Source organism: Bacillus thuringiensis, assembly GCF_001455345.1.
GTDB lineage: Bacteria > Bacillota > Bacilli > Bacillales > Bacillaceae_G > Bacillus_A > Bacillus_A thuringiensis_N.
Map to the genome: position 1 here is coordinate 2042971 of NZ_CP013274.1, position 19341 is coordinate 2062311.

A 19341-nucleotide genomic window follows, 5' to 3' on the forward strand; every position below is an offset into this window, starting at 1 on the left:
CGTTTAACCCAACTAAAATATATTTAGAATGAGGTTGAAAATGTTTGTATTTATTATATTAGACGTAATATTACCGATATTAATATTGATGTTAATTGGTGCAATCTTACAAAGAAAGTTCCAATTTAACTTAAATCAGCTATCTACACTTATTACTTATTGCTTGATGCCAGCGGCTGTATTTGTGAATATATATGATATTCGTATAGAAACAGATTTGTTGCTCCAGATAATATACTATTTAATGCTTTATAGTCTGAGTCTGATCATAGTAAGTCATTTCATTTCAAAAACATTAAAGTTAGAAAAAGGAGAAAGTGCAGCTCTAAAAAATAGCATTTCGTTAATGAATTCCGGTAATTATGGATTACCAGTAAGTCAATTGATTTTCAGTCACAATCCAGTGGGGGTTTCCATTCAGATTTTCATTGTTATTTTCCAGAATCTTTTAACCTATTCATATGGGATATATAACTTACTATCAGCAACAAAAACTATCGGAGGTATTATTCAATCTTTTCTAAGACTGCCTGTATTTCATGCGCTCGTATTAGGGGTTCTCTTTCAATCTTTTAAAATTCAAATACCTAATTCTATCTTTCTACCTCTTAATCAGCTTGCGAATAGTTTTGTTGCAATAGCACTCATATTGCTAGGAGCGCAATTATCCAACATTAAGCTCAATTTTTTCCATCGAGTCATAACATGGGCTTTAATTGGAAGGTTATTGATGGGACCATTATTATCATTTTCCATAATCTGCCTACTAAACATTGATGGTATTGTTGCACAATCATTATTTATTGCAAGTTCTTTTCCTACTTCAAGAAATACATCAACCATTGCTATGGAGTATCAAATAGAGCCTGAATTACATGCACAAATCGTTTTATTTTCAACACTTTTCAGCGTTATTACAGTAACTGTCGTTATTTATTTGTCATATATTTTATTTTGAATATACGTGCAAAAACGAATAGATTTGATGCGGTAAATGATGGACGGAAATCTCATCGATATGAGAAGAAAACAGTCTTTCATATATTGGGGTTGTTTCCACTTGTACCATGTCTGATAATCAAGCGACTTAATTCAAAAAAGGAAACTCATTAGGGATTATTTCGTATGCAAATCTTTAAAGCAACTACATATAGACTTGCGAAAAAAAGACACAATCTCGCTTATAATTGACGTTACATGAGCTTAGGTAGATAGCGGTGGGGTGGGAGTGTCAAGTAAGAATTTTATGCATAATTGCTACTAAGGGAGATGATTAAAAGTTGAGTAAACAGAATATCAGCACAATAGTTTCAGGAGATTTGATTGTTACCCATCTAATTGGCCAAATTAAAACAGAGGATGTGTATGAATGGTTTAATGATTTTGAACAGGCTTGTCAGCAATTTATTTCTGAGGGGCGGAAATATAAATTATTGGTAGATAGAAAAGGATACACACCAAATCATTTTTCTGTTCAAAAAGTATGGAAAGATAAATTCTTCAATGAAACTATTTTGAATCACAGTAAGGCAATTGCATTTCTTCTTGAAGAAGGGGAGATACTGAATTATTTGCAACAATCCAATACGAAAGAATCTGTAAAATTTTTTGATGATTATGAACAAGCGCTAATTTGGTTGAATGAATACTCAATATAAAAACTAAATTAAACGAGGTGCTCGTAATGTTGCACTTGTCATAAAATTCACTTGTTTACAAGTTGCCAACACCATTCATTTTCTTCGCAGATTACTTGTGGCATTTCAAAAAAGGAACCAAAACAAAAAGAACGAACGTTCACCTAAAGGCAATTACTATTTTAGCTAAGGAATAGATTATTATTTGTGAGTACGAGAAAGCTTTTTTATAAGTTTAGGAAATATAGATGTTAGTTCTTGCTTCAAACGCTTCGTAAACGATGGATCTTTACCTGAAGTTGAAATAGTGACGACATATTCATCATGTCGTATGACACCATGTGTGTGAAACGATGATTCTGTACCATCACTTACAACATTAACCTATTGGAAATCATGGGCAGCCTGTTTGACCATCATATTTACAGCCTGTTGATTTGTAGCTGCATAAATAAGATGAGCATTTTTAATATCATCAATACTAAAAGTTTTTTGCTTCCAAGGTTGAAAGTGTACCTGTGACAACGCGCTGTTTACCAGTTGTACCCCATTCGATAAAGGCTATTGGTGTGTCTTCTTGTATATTTGTATAATTTTCATCAGTTGGATTTTGTTCGGATGCTAAAATTAATGGGAAATCTTCCGTTTCTTCTTTAATTAAATGCTGTTCTAATTCCATTTTAAGTTTATGAAATAGCTTATGAATTTTAGCTAAATGCGGCTGATTTACTCCATGAACACGTAATACTTTCGTCAAATAAGGACTTAACTGTGGTAACACTCCATTTAAATAACGATGATGCTTATTAATTACATAATCAATCAATTCACGATAAGAAGCATTTTTCCAATTCAATTAATCGTTTCGTATTATGATAAAGCGTATTTAACTCTGTAAGTACTTCTGTTGCTGATGAATTTCTTTCATGAATTGCATCAATAAGTGGTTTATTACCACCACAACAAAAATCAATTCTATATGATTTTAAAAAATCACTAGCTTTCGGAAATTGTGTAACAATCTCACCAACAAGTGAAGTTTCAGTAAAGGTATGTTCCATATGAATGCCTCCATAAAGTTTGAATGTAACATCTAAATTAAGAATAGCGATAAATGAAAAACAATGCGGTGATTGAAATCACTTATTATGTGTCAGTTTTGAGGATAATAAAATGAGTTTTATAAAAGGAAGAGGGAGGGCAATTCGTCGTAATAGTTTCTGATAATAAAAAAGAAGCTTACTAGAAGCTTCTTTTTTTATTACTATTTTTCACATGCGACCCCATCACCATCACGATCAAGGTGAGAGTCATAACCAGGTTGCCCTTTATAAATAGGAGCTTTCCCAGCCTTTTTAACTTCAGTACAATTTTTGTAAGTTACATTACTATTGTTACCTGCAGCAGGTTGTGTTTGAGCTTGCTGTGCTTTTTTCTGTTCCTCTTGTTGTTTACGAGCTTGTTCATCAGCCAGACGTTTTTGCTCTTCTTGTTGTTTACGAGCTTGTTCATCAGCCAGACGTTTTTGCTCTTCTTGTTGTTTACGAGCTTGTTCATCAGCCAGACGTTTTTGCTCTTCTTGTTGTTTACGAGCTTGTTCCTCGGCTAGACGTTTTTGCTCTTCTTGTTGTTTACGAGATTGCTCTTCGGCTTGGCGTTTTTCATCCTCTTGCTTCCGAGCTTGTTCCTCGGCTTGACGTTTCTCATCTTCTTGTTTTTGAGTTTTTTCGTCCGCTTCTTTCTTTGTAGCTTCTTCTTTTTTGTTGCTATCTTTTTGGTCTACATTGTTAGATGCAACTTTATTACTAGTGGCTGTCGTCTTTTCAGAAGAAGGAGCTGAAATACTTAATAATGCAACAAAAATGACAAATAAAATAGCAGTGATAATAAATTGTTTTTTTGCTACACCTGTCTTTTTAATTACAGATAAGATTGCTAGTACGAGGAAGAAAACAAATAAAACAAAACTTAAAATAGAAAAGAATTCAACAATTGGGTTATTAGAAGTCTCAGCACTAGTTATTATTAATACAATCGAAATCATAAAAAGAATAACGGCAGGACGACCGTATCGTGTTGCTTTTCCAGTTTTCTTAAAGAATGAAATGATACATAGAATTAAAAAAATAAAAGCTATAAAAAATAAAGCTGCACCAATATTACTCAAAATCACCATTTTCATACCTCCATTTGTAAGATTTTCACTATTGATTATATAGGAATTTATTGGATATTACACGATTTATATAATTTTAGAAAATTAATATTTTTAATATACAAACAAACATTTATTCGTATATAAGGAAAATTGGATGTATTTCCTATTACGTTTTTAAAGAGATTTCATAAATTATAGTATATCGATTGAAAGGAGGAGATTTGAATGGAATTCCAATTGTTGGTGACTTGTATATTACAAGAAGGTAATGCTTACTTTTTAGTAACGAAGGTAGATGATGTAATTACTTTGAAAGTACCGATTACTGCGGGAGTAGCAGGTTTATTCTTAGCTTTAGGTGTACCAAGATGTTCTTAATTTAAATCTCTAGAGTAGAAAGAGGAGGACAAGCCTCTTTCTACTAATACATAATTATTTTATGTAAACTAAAATATTGTTTTTGTAATAGCACGTTTAAAATGGACATGCATATACTATAATGTTTCATTGGAAGTTAGTGATATTTTTAAGCTATGAAAATAAAAGAGGTGCTATTATATATGAAAAGAAGAACATTTGATATTCCAGTTACATTACGAAGAGAGTGGTTTTTAATAGAATTAGCCCATTTAACGAAAAAATATGGAATTGAAATTGCAACTAGCAAAATGGAAGCTGCACCGTTTTTAAGAGATCAAGTTACGGAATCAAAAATAGGATCAGGGCTCCAATACGATAAATATGATGATGAGTATATCATTGATTTATAATAAAGAAGCTGCGTATAAAAGGTTATGATATAGACCTTTTATACGCAGCTTTTTTAGCTAGAAATATATTGAGAAATTTTTAATGAGCTTAATAGGAAAAGGAATAAATACATGTTGAGAGAATAACGTTTCATAAGAAAGGACAGTTACTATTTTTCATCTACAATAGTGAGAATAAATAACTAGAAAGTAGTACTTCCTTTCAAAAAAGGGGGAATGTTAATGAGGATTTTGAAAAGGTGTATGTTATTACTTCTCGCATTTTTTATTATGACTCCGATGGCTGTTAGTACGAAGGTAGAGGCGGAGGAAGTAAAAGAAATTAAAACGGGATTTCCAGATAAAGAAGTATTTACACCTGGAGAATGGTTTTTAGGTCAAAAACCTGCTAATTACGATGAGAATAAGCCTCCGATTCTTTTTGTACAAGGAAGGAATGGGAATGCTGATAGTTGGTATGGAAAGACAGTGTATCACGATATAAATGATATGTATGACTATGCTTTGAAAGCAGGCTATCAAACAGTATTTATACAATTATATGATGCTGCTGGGAAAGGGTCAGCTAGTCAGTGGGACAACGGAAAATTGTTAGCACAAAAATTAGAAGAAATATATAATCACTTCGGTAAAAAAGTTAATATTGTAGCACATAGTAAAGGCGGTATCGATACACAGGCTGCATTAGTAGGATATGGTGCAAATCGATTTGTAGGAAATGTTATTACGCTTGCGACGCCACATCATGGCTCAAATTTAGCGGACTTATCATATAGTTGGTGGGCAGGATGGCTGGCTTCTATATTAGGTCAAAAAGATGATGGTACGTACTCATTACAAATGGGCGAAATGGCAAAATTTCGTTCAACGATTGATAATAATCCAGCAGCTAAATTAAACCGTTACTATACGGCTACTGGGACTAGCTGGGGACCAGTATTTTCTGCGCTATCTATGGGCGGGTTATATTTGTCATCATACGGTTCAAATGATGGACTAGTAAATGAGTGGAGTGCTAAGCTGCCATATGGAACGCATTTATTTACAGATTCCAGATTTGATCATGATAATATACGAAAAGGATCTGCTGTTTTCTCTCGAATTGAACCATATTTACGTACAGCAAGTGTAGCCGTACCAGCTTTAGTAGCATCCAGCACTAGTTCAAATGAAAATATAGAACAATTAAATATAACTTCAAATCAAAACATATTAGGAGGAGAATTGCCACAAAACCAGTGGATAGAGCAAACTGTTGCGGTTGATAAAAAAGCTGAAGGAATCGTTTCTATATTAACTGCTTCATCTGATGTAGAAGTACAAATGATATCACCAAAAGGAAAAATGTATACAAATAAGGATAGCGTTATAACTACTGGTGAAGGGGAATCTTTCTTTGGTGGTGCAAAAATTAGAACATTTAAATTCGATAAAATGGATGTAGGAGAATGGAAAGTTAAAATGATGGCGAAGCAGTCGAAAGATGCATATTTAGTTGTAAGCGATTACAAGACTGGCGCGCCATTTGTACTTCAAATGCCTACTAAGGTGAAAGCGAATAAATCTGAGTATAAACTGAAAAAATCACCTGTGGCACCAGAAATGAAAGGAGATCTTTCTATAACAGTAAGGATCGTGAATAAAGAAGGAAAACTAGTCTCTGAATTTAATGAATTACAAAATGCTAATAACAATACATTTACTGGTGCTTTGAAGGACATAAAGCAACCGGGAGTATATAACGTTACGATGGATATAAAAGGAATGAATAAAGAAGGGCAGCCTTATAATCGTACAATTGTTAAGTCTGTTTATGTGGAGAAGTAAGAAAGAATGAGAAGCTTTTAATAAAAAAAGTACCTAACTTTTGTAGTACTAGAATTAGGTGCTTTTTTTATTTTTTATAAGGGGGATGATGGGAATCGAAAGAACATTATTTAATAAACAAAGATGCTGAAATAGCATCTGAACGTGAAGATGATTATTAACTTAGTTTTATAACTGTTAATTCAACTGAATTGATACCATTATCACAAGTTGCAATACTTTGACGATTAAAACCACTATTATTTTTCAGTTGAAGGGTTGCATTAGCTGGTACTGTAACAATCGTTTCGCCTACTAGTTGAAGGCATTCGTTATTTGATGAAGTATTCATTTGAAAAGCAAAGTCACCTTGACTATTAGCAAGTGGATTATTATTTAAAAATATAGTCATGACTGGAATATGTGGAAAGACAGGGTTTGAAGTAGTGTTAATCGTTGAAATGAAAGAAACTCTATAATCACCAGCTTGACTAAATTGTATAGTAGTAGGATTTAGTAAGGAAACCCCTCCTGCTATAGGGCCAACGTGATTAAATGGAAAGGGATCGCCAAAAGGAACAGTTATAAACTCAGTTTGCCAAAAAGTACCGTATGCCGGACAGCTTTTTTTATGTGAATGGTGGTCGCATGAACATTTTTTATATGAACTAGAAGAGGAATTGCACGAACATTTTTTATATGAGCTAGAAGAAGATTTACATGAACATTTTTTATTGGAGTTTGAAGAATGATAGTATGAACCCAATATATTACCTCCTGTTGCGAATGAATTGTATACACATAGTATTTTATGCTTGTCTTATATATAAGGTGATAGATTTGGAGCATAAAGTGCTAATGCGATGAAATATAGTAATAGAATAGAAGATGTAACCATTTTTGAAGAAGAAAAGGTTAATGATTTGGTGAAAATATCAGAGGGGTTTATTGGGAAATTGAAGCGTAGGGTGAATGCTTATATTAATTATATCTGAAACAGTAAAACCAGTATCCTCAGTTGCAATGATATGATCGTTAAAGTAATCTCTTTTTATTTTGATGTTTTTATATTAGGTTTTTAGTTATCCTTCTTTATTTACATAGTAAGGCAGGAAGAAGACGAAAAGTATCGAATGAATGTACATATGTAGCATTGTTTGCTTTTGTTGTGAATAGTAGTAAAAGATACGTTGAAATATTTTATACGGTAACAAAAGAGCGATTAAATAATAGAGGGAGCAACTTACATGGAAAATATATTAAAGGTATCTTCAAAATCAAAACCAAATTCAGTGGCAGGTGCAATTGCAGGTGTACTAAGAACAAGTGGAAATGTAGAAATTCAAGCGATTGGGGCTGGCTCTTTAAATCAAGCGATTAAAGCAATTGCAATCGCAAGAGGGTTTGTTGCTCCAAGTGGTATTGATTTAGCCTTCGTTCCAGCGTTTCAAGAGGTTACTATTAATGAACAAGAAAGAACGGCGATTAAATTAATTATTGGTCCTAGAAAGAAAAGGTAACTGCAGTAATTCAGTATTGAAATGATATTTAATATAACAAACAAAAAGTGTCACAAATGCTTATAACCTACGCATTTGTGACACTTTTTTTGTTTTATTTAAAATGAAATGGATAACCTTAAAACTGCTCATTCTTCTCCCAAGATTCCACAATATAATGTGCAATCGTCGGGTTGAATCCTTTCCCAACTAAAAACATAATCGCCGCAACTTCTGTTAAAGCGTGTTTGTGTGATGTATGTTTTGCTTCATTTAAACCGTAATCTACCCAAGGTTTTACGAAATCTAGTACAGGTTTCTTTAAAGGTAAAAACTGTGTACCGACAACTTGTTGAATTTGTTGTTGCGTTGGTTCTGTAATTGGTCCAGGTGGTAAAATTTGAGGCTGTGTAATATCGAATGTAGGTCCTGGTGGTAAGATTTGTGGTTGTGTCGGATCAATTGTTGGTGGTGCTGGCGGTGAAACACGCGCGTCATAGTTTGGTTGGTACATTTGCGGCTGATATTGTGGTTGTTGAGGTTGAGTTGTGTATGGATTTTGTTGAAATTGTTGTTCTTGATTTTGTGGCACTACATATGGATTTTGAGGGTATTCATAATTTGGACGTGTGTCGAATGGATTTTGTTGATATTCAGTTTCTTGATTTTGCGTTGTTGCGTATGGATTTTGTTGAAATTGTTGTTCTTGATTTTGCGGTACTGCATATGGATTTTGAGGATATTCATAATTTGGACGTGTGTCATAAGGGTTTTGTTGAAATTGTTGTTCTTGATTTTGTGGTGATGCAAATGGATTTTGTTCATATTGTTGCTCTTGTTCTTCATATTGTTCTGTAAATCTTTGTTCTTGTTCCTGTTCCTGTTGCTGAGGGTAAAATGGTTGCCTTGGGTAAGGCGGTTGATTATTATAGAACATATTTATTCCTCCTTCATGATCATGCCTACCACCTAGTGTATGGGCGGACAAGAAAATATGTGATGAAAAAATGCGGGCGTGTTACAATAAGTAACTGGGTGAAGATAAAATGACAAAACAAGAAAAGATTCAAAAAACAATTACTTTTGTAAAACATATTTTAGAAAAAGATGCGAGTGGGCATGATTGGTATCATATTGAACGCGTACATAAACTGGCGATTTCTTTATCCGAGCAAGAAGGAGGAAATCGTTTTATAATTGAAATGGCAGCATTACTTCACGATGTGGCAGATGAGAAGTTAAATGAAAGTGAAGAAGCAGGAATGAAAAAAGTTTCTGATTGGTTAGAAGAGTTATATGTTGAAGAAGAGGAAAGTAAACATGTTCTTCATATCATCGCCAATATGTCTTATAAAGGTGGTCATGGCGGTAAAGTGGATTCACTTGAAGGGAAGCTTGTTCAAGATGCAGATCGCTTAGATGCTCTAGGAGCAATTGGAATAGCTCGTACATTTGCGTATGGTGGAGCGAAAGGGAGATTAATGTATGATCCAGCTATTTCGCCGCGTGAAGTGATGACGAAAGATGAATATAGAAAAAATAACGATCCATCTTTAAATCATTTCTATGAAAAACTTTTAAAACTAAAAGACTTAATGAACACGAACGCAGCAAAACAAGAGGCTGAAGTTCGTCATCGTTATATGGAACAGTTTATTGAACAATTTATGAAAGAGTGGAATGCACAAATATGAAAATGTTAACTGTGGAAAACTTATCGAAATCATACGGAGAAAAACCGTTATTTGATGGATTATCATTTAGTATTGCAGAAGGACACCGTGCCGGAATTATCGGTGTAAACGGTACTGGTAAATCGACATTATTAAAAATTATTGCAGGGTTAGAAACTCCTGATACAGGTGATATGACGCATTCACGTGGTTATACAATTAGTTATTTATCACAGCAACCAGAGTTTGATGAAAAACTAACAGTTTTAGAGCAAGTGTTCCATGGTGATACACCTTTAATTCGTCTTCTTCGTGATTATGAACAATCGTTATTAAATATCGAAAAAGATCCAAGTAATGAAAAAGTACAGGAACAATTATTTGCAGTGCAGCAACGTATGGATGCGATGAGTGCATGGGAAGCAAATGCGAGTGCAAAATCGTTATTAACGAAATTAGGAATTACTGATTTCACAGCAACTGTTGGAAACCTATCTGGTGGACAAAAAAAGCGTATTGCAATGGCGCAATGTTTTATTGAAACACCGGATCTATTAATTTTAGATGAGCCTACGAACCATCTTGACCATGAGACAGTGGAATGGTTAGAGGAATATTTAGCACGATATAATGGTGCCGTATTACTTGTAACCCATGATCGTTATTTCTTAGATCGTGTGACGAATCGTATTTTCGAATTAGACAATGGAAAACTGTATAGTTATGAAGGGAATTACAGTACGTTTTTAGAAGCGAAAGCACTTCGTGAAGAACAAGAAATTGCGCAAGAATCAAAACGTCAAAACTTATATCGCCGCGAACTAGCATGGATCCGCCGCGGTGCAAAAGCTCGTTCGACAAAGCAAAAAGCACGTATTCAACGATTTGATGAGTTAAAAGGTCAAGAAGGACCAGCTGCAAAACAGTCAGTTGATATTGCGCTTAGCGGGAGTCGCCTTGGCAAAAAAGTACTTGAGTTAAAAGATGTAACGAAAAAATTCGGTGATAAAACGGTATTACACAACTTTAATCATATTGTGAAACCAGGAGATCGTATCGGAATCATTGGAGCGAATGGAAGTGGGAAATCTTCTCTTTTAAATATGCTTGCAGGTAAGCTATCTCCTGATAGTGGTGAAGTTGAAGTAGGGCAAACTGTAAAAGTTGCTTATTATACGCAAGAAAACGAAGAGATGAATTTAAATCAACGTATGATTGAATACATTAAAGAGATTGCAGAAGTTATTCATACGACAGATGGAAAAGTAATTGGTGCATCTCAAATGCTAGAACGTTTCTTATTCCCAACGCATTCACATGGTACACCACTTGGTAAACTATCTGGTGGTGAAAGAAGACGTTTATATTTATTACGTATTTTAATGGGAGAACCAAACGTACTATTACTTGATGAACCTACGAATGATCTAGATACACAAACATTAACAGTACTGGAAGATTATTTAGAAGATTTCCCAGGTGTCGTTTTAACTGTATCGCATGACCGTTACTTCTTAGATAAAGTAGTAGATGAATTGTTCATCTTTAGTGGTGGAGGCGAAGTGCGTGAATTCCTAGGTAGTTATACGGACTTTTTAGAAATGGAAAAGACAAAAGAACTTATTGAAAAGGCGGAAGTTCAAAAAGAGAAAAAAGTGGTAGAAGAAGCGCCGAAACAACAACGTAAACGTAAACTTTCATACAATGAGCAGCGTGAATGGGAAACAATTGAAGATACAATTGCCGAACTAGAAGAGAAAATTGAGTCAATTGGAGAAGAACTTGCGAAAGTTGGATCTGACTTCACAAAGGCACAAGAATTATCTGAAGCACAGCAGAAAACAGAAGAAGAGCTAGAAAAAACGATGGAAAGATGGAGTGAACTATCAGACATCGTTGAAGGATTAAAATAAAAACAAGCTGCATATATTGAAAAGTAAAGAGAAAAACTTTACACTATTGGTAGAACCTATTTTAGGAGGGAAAAAATGAGAACATCTAATCCAATGTTGAAAAAAGAGGCATTCCGTAAAGAGGGAGCAAGCGCTTCTGCGATGACGATTGGCGGAACAGTAGGCAAAACGTTTATTATGCTTATCTTGCTACTTGCAACGTCTGTCTATTCATACATACAAATGATGCAGGGGACGATGAAGATGCCAGTGTTAATTGGTGCTTTAATCGTTGCGGCAATCATCGCATTTGCGTCAATGTTCTTCCCGCGTATTTCACCTTTTGGTGCACCAATCTATGCGGCGGTAGAAGGGGTTGTATTAGGTAGTATTTCAGCGGTTTATACAATGAAATTTGGCGATTCTATCGTTTTAAATGCTGTATTACTAACAATCTCAATTCTATTTGCAATGTTAGTGTTATATGCAACGCGTGTAGTAAAGGTAACGGATAAATTCCGTACAGGCGTGATGGCAGCAACACTTGGAATTATGGTTATGTATTTAGTCGTATTTCTACTAAACATGTTTGGTGTAACTGTTCCGTACATTCACCAAGGCGGTACGATTGGTATTATTATTAGTGCAGTTGTTATCGTAGTTGCTGCATTAAACTTATTACTAGATTTCGATTTAATCGAAAATGGTGTACGTAGTCAAGCTCCGAAATATATGGAGTGGTACACTGCGATGGGACTAATGCTTACATTAGTTTGGTTATACTTAGAAATTCTTCGTTTCGTTTCTTACTTTACGAAAAATGACTAATAAAAAAATCCTGCATGAAAATGCAGGATTTTTTTATTTTCAAAGATATATTGAATTTATGGTATAATATGGATGTTAACAACTTGAAGTGAAGGAGATGGAATATGATGAAAGAGAAGAAGGGGATTATGAAAAAACTATTTTCTAAAAGTTTTTTCATAGAACTAGATGAAGCTTTAACGTATCCATCATCAAAAGTTATTACTTCAGCGATTGAAGGATATGCAACTGAATGCAATGAAAGACTAAAATTTGAGAGTAAAGTTAAACCGATTACTTTCTACTTAGAAAATGTAATGTACCGTGCTGAAATAAAGATGGCTCGCGGAGGATATTACATATCTTGTACTGAAGTGTAATAAATTTTGAAACCATACATGTTTGAACTATGTATGGTTTCTTTTTTTGTTTTGTAGGGTCTAAAATAATACTTTTTACTTACGGATATATCATTTTGTGCTTTTTACTATTCCAATACTTCTCCTTACAATGAAGAAAAATACGAGAGGTGGTATAACTTATGATGAATCGAGTTGTATTAATCGGTAGATTGACAAAGGAGCCAGAATTATACTACACAAAACAAGGCGTTGCTTATGCACGAATATGTGTTGCTGTGAATAGAGGATTTCGAAATAGTTTAGGTGAACAACAAGTCGATTTTATTAATTGTGTCGTTTGGCGAAAATCGGCTGAGAATGTAACTGAATATTGTAAGAAGGGATCACTTGTTGGGATTACAGGGCGTATTCAGACTAGTAATTACGATGATGAAAAAGGTAAGAGAATATATAGAACTGAAGTTGTGATTGAGAGTATTACCTTTTTGGAGAGAAGGCGGGAGGGGGCATCGTAATAAGAGGGGACTTTAAACAATGGTTTTGGGGAATTAGGTGGAAAGAGAAAGAATGAAAAAGTATGATGATGGAAAGAAATCAGCAAGATAAAGCATCCGAGTAGGTTTAGAGAGGTGGAACATGTTACAATACAGCTAAGAACATGCAATAAAGGAGAGTTTTTTACGTGAAGATTAAAGCAATTGAACCGACGCCAAGTCCAAATACAATGAAAGTTATTTTGAATGAAGTATTACCATCAGGAGCGCGTAATAATTATACAAATGAAAATAAAGAACAAGCACCAATGCAAGTGCAAGAAATTTTGAAAATTGAAGGTATTAAAGGTGTGTATCATGTAGCCGATTTTTTAGCAGTCGAGCGAAATGCAAAGTATGACTGGAAAGTTTTATTACAACAAGTTCGTGCAGTTTTTGGCGAAGAAGTAGTGGAAGAAAGTGAAGAACAACAACTTGCTCATTTTGGAGAAGTGAAAGTGTTTGTTCAAATGTTCTTTACAATTCCAATGCAAGTAAAGTTAACAGATGGAACATCGGAAGAACGTGTTGGCTTACCAGATCGTTTCAAAGAATCGATTATGAAAGTACAAATGTCTGCACCAAACGTTGTAAAAGAGCGTAAATGGATAGAACAAAGTACACGTTACGGTAATTTTGAAGAAATCGGGAAAGAAGTAGTAGAAGAGATTGTTGCTGCTTATTCAGAAGAACGTGTAAATGAAACGGTTAAAGAATTATTAAATCAAGCAGGTGCTGTTGAAGTAACGATTCAAAAGCGTGAGCCGTATAAAGTAACAGAAGAGATGATGAAAGATTCTGACTGGAAAAACCGTTTTGCAGCATTAGAACAAATGGATCCTACTGAAGAAGATATTCCAGTATTAAAAATGGCGTTAGATGATGAAAAAGTTTCAATACGCCGTTTAGCAACAGCGTATTTAGGTATGGTAAAAGGTGATGAAGTATTACCGTTATTATATAAAGCGTTGTTAGATCGCTCTGTAAGTGTTCGTCGTACTGCAGGAGATTGTTTATCAGATGTAGGTGATCCGGCAGCGATGTTCGTTATGATTAAATCTTTGAAAGATCCAAGTAAATTAGTACGCTGGCGTGCAGCGATGTTCTTATTTGAACTTGGAGATGAAAGTGCGATTCCAGCATTAAAAGCAGCGCAAGATGATCCAGAGTTTGAAGTAGCGATGCAAGCACGCCTAGCATTAGAGCGTATTGAAGGCGGAGAAGAAGCAAAAGGTTCTGTATGGAAACAAATGACGGAGTCTCGTAAAGGGGAATAATGTATGATTGTTTTCTATGATAGTTGGTGTCCGATGTGTACTGCAGTTGCAGAACGTACGAAAAAATTAGATAAAAAGGGTAAGATGAAATTTGTTTCATTTCGAAATGAAGATGTGGTTGAGAAGTATGAGCTTTCTCAAGAACTACAAAGTAAGATGGAACAAAGATTGTATATTTTTAAAAATAATAAATGGTATGACGGCATTTATAGCATACATGTATTAGCAAAGGCCGTTCCATCTTATTGGTTTGCCGTGCCTTTTATAAAGTTATCTATCGTACTTGGATTTGGAAATAAAGTATACGATTATATCGCTAACAATAGAAAACTTGTCCCAGTTGGACATTGCCGCGGTGGGGTTTGTGAAATCCCTACAAAAAAATGAAATCATCGTTATCTTTCTTTTGCACCTATTAATAGAGCGTGATATGATGAATTTGGAATGAAAGTTGAAGGAGAGATTACAAGATGTCAAATGCTTATGAAGAATACATGCGCCAAATGGTAATCCCAATGCGCCAAGAGTTAGTGCGTTCTGGGTTTGAAGAGTTAACTACAGAAGAAGCTGTAACAGAATTTATGGAAAATACATCAGGTACAACTTTAGTAGTTGTAAACTCTGTTTGTGGTTGTGCAGCTGGTTTAGCACGTCCATCAGCAGGTCAAGCGGTTGTTCGTGCTGAAAAACAACCTGATCATCTTGTAACTGTATTCGCAGGCCAAGATAAAGATGCTACTGCAAAAATGCGTGAATACTTCGGAGAAATTCCTCCATCTTCACCATCTATGGCATTATTAAAAGGAAAAGAAGTTGTTCACTTCATTCACCGTCATGAAATTGAAGGTGCAACTATGGACGAAATTATTACGAACTTAGAACAAGCTTTCGAAAAGAATTGCTAAAGAAGGGGGAGAGTAAATCTCCCTCTTTTCTTTATATAGAGGTGAAACAATGATCGTAACAACAGCAGGTAGAACGAACAAAGAAATGACAGATTATGCAAATAAGGTAGCAGCAGAATTAAATAGTTTTTTCGTTAAACGTAATGACATACCAGTACATAAGCTACATGAGCAGTATGAACAAGATGTGCTTGTCGTAGGGAAGAACCGATTAGCTATTTATCCAAAAGGAACAGAAGAATCGTTTTTCTTTCATCCAAACTCAGCGATGTTTCGTGTGAAAAGATTAATGCGCGGAGAACACGACCCATTTGTACAAGCCACGCAATTAGAGAGCGGAATGACAGTGTTAGATTGTACGCTCGGTATGGCATCAGATAGTATTGTAGCTAGTTATGTTGTTGGTGAAAGTGGAACAGTAACAGGACTTGAAGGTAATGAATATATGGCTTATATCATGAGAAATGGTTTGAAAACATGGTCTTCATCTGTTTCTGAAATCGATGAAGCAATGCAAAGAATCCAAGTAAAGCAAACGGAGCATTTTTCATTTTTAGCGCAATGTGAAGACAATAGTTACGATGTCGTTTACCTTGATCCGATGTTTGAAGAAACTGTCATAGAATCCGATGGAATTAAAGGATTAAAACACTTCGCTTTGTATCATGATATTACTGACGAAACAATTGCGGAGGCAAAACGAGTGGCAAGAAAACGTGTCGTTTTGAAAGATCATTTCCGTAGTTCTAGATTTGAAAAACACAATTTTCATGTATACAAAAGAAAAAGTGCTAAGTTTCACTTTGGTGTAATTGACCCTTGCTAATTGTTTAAAAAGATGTATAATAAGCAATAATTAATTAAATATACTGTCGGTGATGAAGAGAGTAGTCTTTTTTCGAAGGAAAGCGAGCTAGGGATGGTGTGAGCCTAGTGCGGAAGAAAAAGATGAAGCGCACTTCGGAGATGCTTCTTGAACGAATAGTAGAGTAAGCCGAGGCCCCCTGTCCTCGTTATAAACGGGAAAGTGGTTCGTAATGAACAACAAGGGTGGTACCACGGGTTTAAACTCGTCTCTTTTTAGAGACGAGTTTTTTGTGTTTTAAAAATGAAGGAGGTTGTAGTATGGAGTATAAAACGCAGTTTGCGGAAAGTTTATCTAATATTTTCACGAATGAATTAACGCAAAAGCAAATTTTAGATTCAATCGAAACACCAAAACAAGATGAATTCGGAGATGCAGCGTTCCCATGCTTTTCATTAGCGAAGCAATATAAAAAAGCACCAGCTATTATTGCAAAGGAAGTTGCGGAGAAATTAAGCGATCCATTTTTTACGAAAGTAGAAGCCGTTGGTCCTTATGTAAATGTATTTTTTAATCGTGAAACTGTAAATGATACAGTATTAAAAACGATTTTAGCGGAGAAAGAAGAGTACGGTCACAATCATTTTGGATGTGAAAAAACGGTCGTTATCGATTATTCCTCTCCTAATATCGCAAAGCCTTTTTCAATGGGGCATTTACGTTCTACAATGATTGGAAATTCATTGAAACATATCGCTGAAAAATGTGGGTATGAAGTTGTAGGAATTAATTATATTGGGGACTGGGGAACACAGTTTGGAAAGTTAATTACTGCTTATAAAAAATGGGGAAATGAAGCAGTAGTGAAAGAGGATCCAATACGTGAATTATTTAAGTTATATGTTCAATTTCATGAAGAGGTAAAAGACGACGAAGAACTAGAAGAAGAGGGACGCGCTTGGTTTAAGAAATTAGAAGAAGGTGATGAAGAAGCAGTTGAGCTTTGGAATTGGTTCCGTCACGAATCCTTAAAAGAATTTTCTCGTATTTATGAACTTCTCAGTGTTGAATTTACTAATTTTCAAGGAGAAGCTTTTTATAATAATTTAATGGAAGACTTTATTGGGATTTTAGAAGAACATGATTTGATTGAAGAGTCAGAAGGCGCATTAGTCGTTAATTTAGAAGAAGAGGGAATGCCGCCTTGCTTAATTAGAAAATCAGATGGTGCGACGATTTATGCAACGCGTGACTTAACAGCAGCTCTATATCGTCAAAACACATTTAGTTTTGATAAAGCGTTATACGTAGTTGGCCCAGAACAAAGTTTACACTTCAATCAATTCTTCACTGTATTAAAAAAGCTCGGCTACACTTGGGTTGATGGCATGGAACATGTACCGTTTGGGTTCATTTTAAAAGACGGTAAGAAAATGTCCACACGTAAAGGAAGAGTTATTTTACTCGAAGAAGTACTTGAGGAAGCAATCGAACTTGCAAAACAAAATATTGAAGAGAAAAATCCAAACTTAAAACAAAAAGAAGAAGTAGCAAAGCAAGTCGGTGTAGGGGCAGTTATCTTCCACGATTTAAAAAACGAGCGTATGCATAATATTGAATTTTCTTTAGAAAACATGCTGAAATTTGAAGGGGAAACAGGACCGTACGTACAGTACACACATGCACGTGCTTGCTCTATTTTAAGAAAAGAAAGCGTAGAATTTGAAACGTGTACGTTTGCATTAAAAGATGATCATAGCTGGAGCGTTGTAAAATTACTTAATAAATTCCCACAAGTAATTGAAATAGCCTTCAACAAAAATGAGCCATCGGTTATTTCGAAATACGTATTAGATGTGGCACAATCGTTTAATAAATATTATGGAAATGTGCATATATTAGATGAAAACGCCGAAAAAGACAGTAGACTAGCATTAGTGTATGCTGTGACGGTTGTATTAAAAGAGGGGTTACGTTTACTTGGGGTGGAGGCACCTGAGGAGATGTAAAACAAATAGGTATACGTATCATATTAGATATGTATGCCTATTTGTTTTTATAGAAAATATGTAAGTAACAGTTATATTTTATTAAATCTAAACTTTTTTGGAATTGTTTCAAGTGTAGGAATGTCCGTATTAAATGGAGAATTGTAATGTCATATAAATAAAGGAGGCGTTAATCTTGGAAACATACGACTGGAACAGTAAACTAACTTATTTAAAAAATACAAGAGATTTATATTACAACGACGATTATGTAAGCTTTTTAGTAAATACAGTTTGGAAGATTAATAAGCCCGTACATATCGTTGATTTCGGTTGTGGATATGGTTATTTAGGCTTAGTATTAATGCCATTACTTCCAAAAGGTTCAAAGTATACAGGTATTGATAGCGGGGGAACATTACTTGCTGAAGCGAGAGAATTGTTTCGTTTACTTCCGTATGAGTCAGAATTTCTTGAAGGGAATGCTACAGAGATTGAATTGAAAGATACATACGATATAGCAATCTGTCATGCCTTCTTATTACATATGAGTTCACCAAAAACGATGCTACAAAAAATGATGCATTCAGTTAAAAAGGGCGGAAAAATAATCTGTTTTGAACCACATTGGATATCAAATATGTCTTCATACGTGTTAGATGGGGAGGAGCAATCGGAAATTATCAGGCTAGGTGTTTTGCAGAAGTTATTTGAAAGTGACATCAAGAGAAGCGGGAAAGATGGGAATATTGGTATGAAAATACCGATATTTTTAAATGAACTAGGCGTAAAAAATATTGAATGTAGAGTAAGTGATAAAGTGAATTTTTTAGATTCTAATATGCATTATAATGATAAACAAAGGTTGTATCACTCATTAAAAGAAGAGGGGATTGCAGGGAATCCAGGTGATAAGCAGCAATTTATAGAACGTTTAATGACTAGAGGATTAACATATAATGATGCGCTAGCTCAATATGAAGCTGAACTCCGATTTTTTAAAGCATTTCAAATGCATTCTTCTTTAGTATATGCTCCGAATATGAAAATTACATTTGGTGAAATAGTATGTTAAAAGGTAGCGGTTTATTGAGGATTGTCATTTTTTGTTGGTAAGTCGATATCCACCGTATAATCGCTGATATATTTGAATTATCGCCGATATAATTTCATGTACGGATTTCAGTTTCCAAAAGATAAGATCCTCATGTTACGTTATTCCATTTAAT

At 34.7% G+C, this 19341-nt stretch carries 20 protein-coding genes, 3 pseudogenes and 1 other annotated feature; of the genes and pseudogenes, 18 read left to right on the forward strand and 5 right to left on the reverse strand.

The window, feature by feature from the left end; all coding sequences use genetic code 11:
* Positions 1-40: 40 nt before the first annotated feature.
* The 3 genes and pseudogenes from ATN06_RS10770 to ATN06_RS10775 all read left to right on the forward strand — a co-directional run bounded on the left by ATN06_RS10770 (position 41) and on the right by ATN06_RS10775 (position 1658).
* Positions 41-958 carry an AEC family transporter gene (locus tag ATN06_RS10770; RefSeq protein ID WP_060630625.1) on the forward strand — a complete coding sequence of 306 codons (918 nt, stop codon included), beginning with the start codon at positions 41-43 and terminating at the stop codon, positions 956-958.
* Positions 931-1091 (forward strand): annotated as a pseudogene (locus ATN06_RS29800) (IS4 family transposase); the annotation flags it as partial. The gene ATN06_RS10770 and the pseudogene ATN06_RS29800, both read left to right, overlap by 28 nt.
* A gap of 189 nt (positions 1092-1280) precedes the next feature.
* A complete protein-coding gene (locus ATN06_RS10775; protein ID WP_060630626.1) occupies positions 1281-1658 on the forward strand; it encodes an STAS/SEC14 domain-containing protein in 378 nt (125 codons plus the stop codon).
* Positions 1659-1838: 180 nt separating this feature from the next.
* Here the strand turns inward: ATN06_RS10775 and ATN06_RS10780 are convergent.
* The 3 genes and pseudogenes from ATN06_RS10780 to ATN06_RS10790 form a co-directional block, all read right to left on the reverse strand.
* A pseudogene (locus ATN06_RS10780) lies at positions 1839-2141 on the reverse strand (NAD(P)-dependent oxidoreductase); the annotation flags it as partial.
* Between the two features lie 70 nt (positions 2142-2211).
* A pseudogene (locus ATN06_RS10785) lies at positions 2212-2698 on the reverse strand (DUF542 domain-containing protein); the annotation flags it as partial.
* A gap of 203 nt (positions 2699-2901) precedes the next feature.
* On the reverse strand, positions 2902-3813 hold the full coding sequence (locus ATN06_RS10790; protein ID WP_060630627.1) for an excalibur calcium-binding domain-containing protein: 912 nt from the start codon (positions 3811-3813) through the stop codon (positions 2902-2904).
* A 207-nt stretch (positions 3814-4020) separates the two neighbouring features.
* Here ATN06_RS10790 and exsG point away from each other — a divergent pair, with 207 nt between their 5' ends.
* The 3 genes from exsG to ATN06_RS10805 all read left to right on the forward strand — a co-directional run bounded on the left by exsG (position 4021) and on the right by ATN06_RS10805 (position 6392).
* Positions 4021-4173 carry an exosporium protein ExsG gene (exsG, locus tag ATN06_RS10795; protein WP_000395679.1) on the forward strand — a complete coding sequence of 51 codons (153 nt, stop codon included), beginning with the start codon at positions 4021-4023 and terminating at the stop codon, positions 4171-4173.
* 182 nt (positions 4174-4355) lie between these two features.
* Positions 4356-4565 (forward strand): hypothetical protein, encoded by a 210-nt coding sequence (locus ATN06_RS10800; RefSeq protein WP_046959276.1) that lies wholly within the window; start codon positions 4356-4358, stop codon positions 4563-4565.
* Positions 4566-4808: 243 nt separating this feature from the next.
* Entirely contained in the window at positions 4809-6392 is a 1584-nt protein-coding gene (locus tag ATN06_RS10805; protein WP_420480582.1) for an esterase/lipase family protein, read from the forward strand.
* A 157-nt stretch (positions 6393-6549) separates the two neighbouring features.
* Here ATN06_RS10805 and ATN06_RS10810 read toward each other — a convergent pair whose 3' ends face one another.
* The gene (locus ATN06_RS10810) at positions 6550-7137 is read right to left on the reverse strand and encodes a hypothetical protein (RefSeq protein WP_060630629.1); all 588 of its coding nucleotides are present in this window, start codon (positions 7135-7137) and stop codon (positions 6550-6552) included.
* A gap of 481 nt (positions 7138-7618) precedes the next feature.
* Here ATN06_RS10810 and spoVS point away from each other — a divergent pair, with 481 nt between their 5' ends.
* Positions 7619-7891, forward strand: coding sequence for a stage V sporulation protein SpoVS (gene spoVS, locus ATN06_RS10815; RefSeq protein ID WP_060630630.1), 273 nt, complete (start codon positions 7619-7621; stop codon positions 7889-7891).
* Positions 7892-8009: 118 nt separating this feature from the next.
* Here the strand turns inward: spoVS and ATN06_RS10820 are convergent, their stop codons facing one another.
* Positions 8010-8807, reverse strand: coding sequence for a hypothetical protein (locus tag ATN06_RS10820; protein ID WP_060630631.1), 798 nt, complete (start codon positions 8805-8807; stop codon positions 8010-8012).
* A 109-nt stretch (positions 8808-8916) separates the two neighbouring features.
* Here ATN06_RS10820 and ATN06_RS10825 point away from each other — a divergent pair, with 109 nt between their 5' ends.
* The 11 genes from ATN06_RS10825 to ATN06_RS10875 all read left to right on the forward strand — a co-directional run bounded on the left by ATN06_RS10825 (position 8917) and on the right by ATN06_RS10875 (position 19187).
* Positions 8917-9564 (forward strand): HD domain-containing protein, encoded by a 648-nt coding sequence (locus ATN06_RS10825; RefSeq protein ID WP_060630632.1) that lies wholly within the window; start codon positions 8917-8919, stop codon positions 9562-9564.
* Positions 9561-11456, forward strand: a complete 1896-nt coding sequence (locus tag ATN06_RS10830) for an ABC-F family ATP-binding cassette domain-containing protein (RefSeq protein WP_060630633.1) — start codon at positions 9561-9563, stop codon at positions 11454-11456. The genes ATN06_RS10825 and ATN06_RS10830 overlap by 4 nt, the downstream gene beginning before the upstream one ends.
* A gap of 75 nt (positions 11457-11531) precedes the next feature.
* A complete protein-coding gene (locus ATN06_RS10835; RefSeq protein WP_001260655.1) occupies positions 11532-12263 on the forward strand; it encodes a Bax inhibitor-1/YccA family protein in 732 nt (243 codons plus the stop codon).
* Between the two features lie 104 nt (positions 12264-12367).
* A complete protein-coding gene (locus ATN06_RS10840) occupies positions 12368-12622 on the forward strand; it encodes a DUF4318 domain-containing protein (RefSeq protein WP_000975140.1) in 255 nt (84 codons plus the stop codon).
* 161 nt (positions 12623-12783) lie between these two features.
* The gene (locus ATN06_RS10845; protein WP_060630634.1) at positions 12784-13119 is read left to right on the forward strand and encodes a single-stranded DNA-binding protein; all 336 of its coding nucleotides are present in this window, start codon (positions 12784-12786) and stop codon (positions 13117-13119) included.
* Positions 13120-13286: 167 nt separating this feature from the next.
* On the forward strand, positions 13287-14414 hold the full coding sequence (locus ATN06_RS10850; protein ID WP_060630635.1) for a conserved virulence factor C family protein: 1128 nt from the start codon (positions 13287-13289) through the stop codon (positions 14412-14414).
* A gap of 3 nt (positions 14415-14417) precedes the next feature.
* Complete coding sequence (locus tag ATN06_RS10855) at positions 14418-14801, forward strand: thiol-disulfide oxidoreductase DCC family protein (RefSeq protein ID WP_060630636.1); 384 nt, start codon at positions 14418-14420, stop codon at positions 14799-14801.
* Between the two features lie 83 nt (positions 14802-14884).
* A complete protein-coding gene (locus tag ATN06_RS10860) occupies positions 14885-15319 on the forward strand; it encodes a BrxA/BrxB family bacilliredoxin (protein WP_000063706.1) in 435 nt (144 codons plus the stop codon).
* Between the two features lie 49 nt (positions 15320-15368).
* On the forward strand, positions 15369-16145 hold the full coding sequence (locus tag ATN06_RS10865; RefSeq protein WP_060630637.1) for a class I SAM-dependent methyltransferase: 777 nt from the start codon (positions 15369-15371) through the stop codon (positions 16143-16145).
* Between the two features lie 40 nt (positions 16146-16185).
* Positions 16186-16400: a binding site (T-box leader), on the forward strand.
* Positions 16401-16444: 44 nt separating this feature from the next.
* Positions 16445-18133 (forward strand): arginine--tRNA ligase, encoded by a 1689-nt coding sequence (gene argS / locus ATN06_RS10870; RefSeq protein WP_060630638.1) that lies wholly within the window; start codon positions 16445-16447, stop codon positions 18131-18133.
* Positions 18134-18308: 175 nt separating this feature from the next.
* Positions 18309-19187 carry a class I SAM-dependent methyltransferase gene (locus ATN06_RS10875; RefSeq protein ID WP_060630639.1) on the forward strand — a complete coding sequence of 293 codons (879 nt, stop codon included), beginning with the start codon at positions 18309-18311 and terminating at the stop codon, positions 19185-19187.
* Positions 19188-19341: the final 154 nt, after the last annotated feature.

Bases quoted from the DNA above. Each gene is read 5' to 3' on its own strand.
- ATN06_RS10825 (WP_060630632.1), top strand. From the start codon at position 8,917: ATGACAAAACAAGAAAAGATTCAAAAAACAATTACTTTTGTAAAACAT.
- ATN06_RS10820 (WP_060630631.1), bottom strand. From the start codon at position 8,807: ATGTTCTATAATAATCAACCGCCTTACCCAAGGCAACCATTTTACCCT.
- argS (WP_060630638.1), top strand. From the start codon at position 16,445: ATGGAGTATAAAACGCAGTTTGCGGAAAGTTTATCTAATATTTTCACG.
- ATN06_RS10770 (WP_060630625.1), top strand. From the start codon at position 41: ATGTTTGTATTTATTATATTAGACGTAATATTACCGATATTAATATTG.
- ATN06_RS10805 (WP_420480582.1), top strand. From the start codon at position 4,809: ATGTTATTACTTCTCGCATTTTTTATTATGACTCCGATGGCTGTTAGT.
- spoVS (WP_060630630.1), top strand. From the start codon at position 7,619: ATGGAAAATATATTAAAGGTATCTTCAAAATCAAAACCAAATTCAGTG.
- ATN06_RS10830 (WP_060630633.1), top strand. From the start codon at position 9,561: ATGAAAATGTTAACTGTGGAAAACTTATCGAAATCATACGGAGAAAAA.
- exsG (WP_000395679.1), top strand. From the start codon at position 4,021: ATGGAATTCCAATTGTTGGTGACTTGTATATTACAAGAAGGTAATGCT.
- ATN06_RS10845 (WP_060630634.1), top strand. From the start codon at position 12,784: ATGATGAATCGAGTTGTATTAATCGGTAGATTGACAAAGGAGCCAGAA.
- ATN06_RS10865 (WP_060630637.1), top strand. From the start codon at position 15,369: ATGATCGTAACAACAGCAGGTAGAACGAACAAAGAAATGACAGATTAT.
- ATN06_RS10800 (WP_046959276.1), top strand. From the start codon at position 4,356: ATGAAAAGAAGAACATTTGATATTCCAGTTACATTACGAAGAGAGTGG.
- ATN06_RS10835 (WP_001260655.1), top strand. From the start codon at position 11,532: ATGAGAACATCTAATCCAATGTTGAAAAAAGAGGCATTCCGTAAAGAG.
- ATN06_RS10855 (WP_060630636.1), top strand. From the start codon at position 14,418: ATGATTGTTTTCTATGATAGTTGGTGTCCGATGTGTACTGCAGTTGCA.
- ATN06_RS10790 (WP_060630627.1), bottom strand. From the start codon at position 3,813: ATGGTGATTTTGAGTAATATTGGTGCAGCTTTATTTTTTATAGCTTTT.
- ATN06_RS10860 (WP_000063706.1), top strand. From the start codon at position 14,885: ATGTCAAATGCTTATGAAGAATACATGCGCCAAATGGTAATCCCAATG.
- ATN06_RS10840 (WP_000975140.1), top strand. From the start codon at position 12,368: ATGATGAAAGAGAAGAAGGGGATTATGAAAAAACTATTTTCTAAAAGT.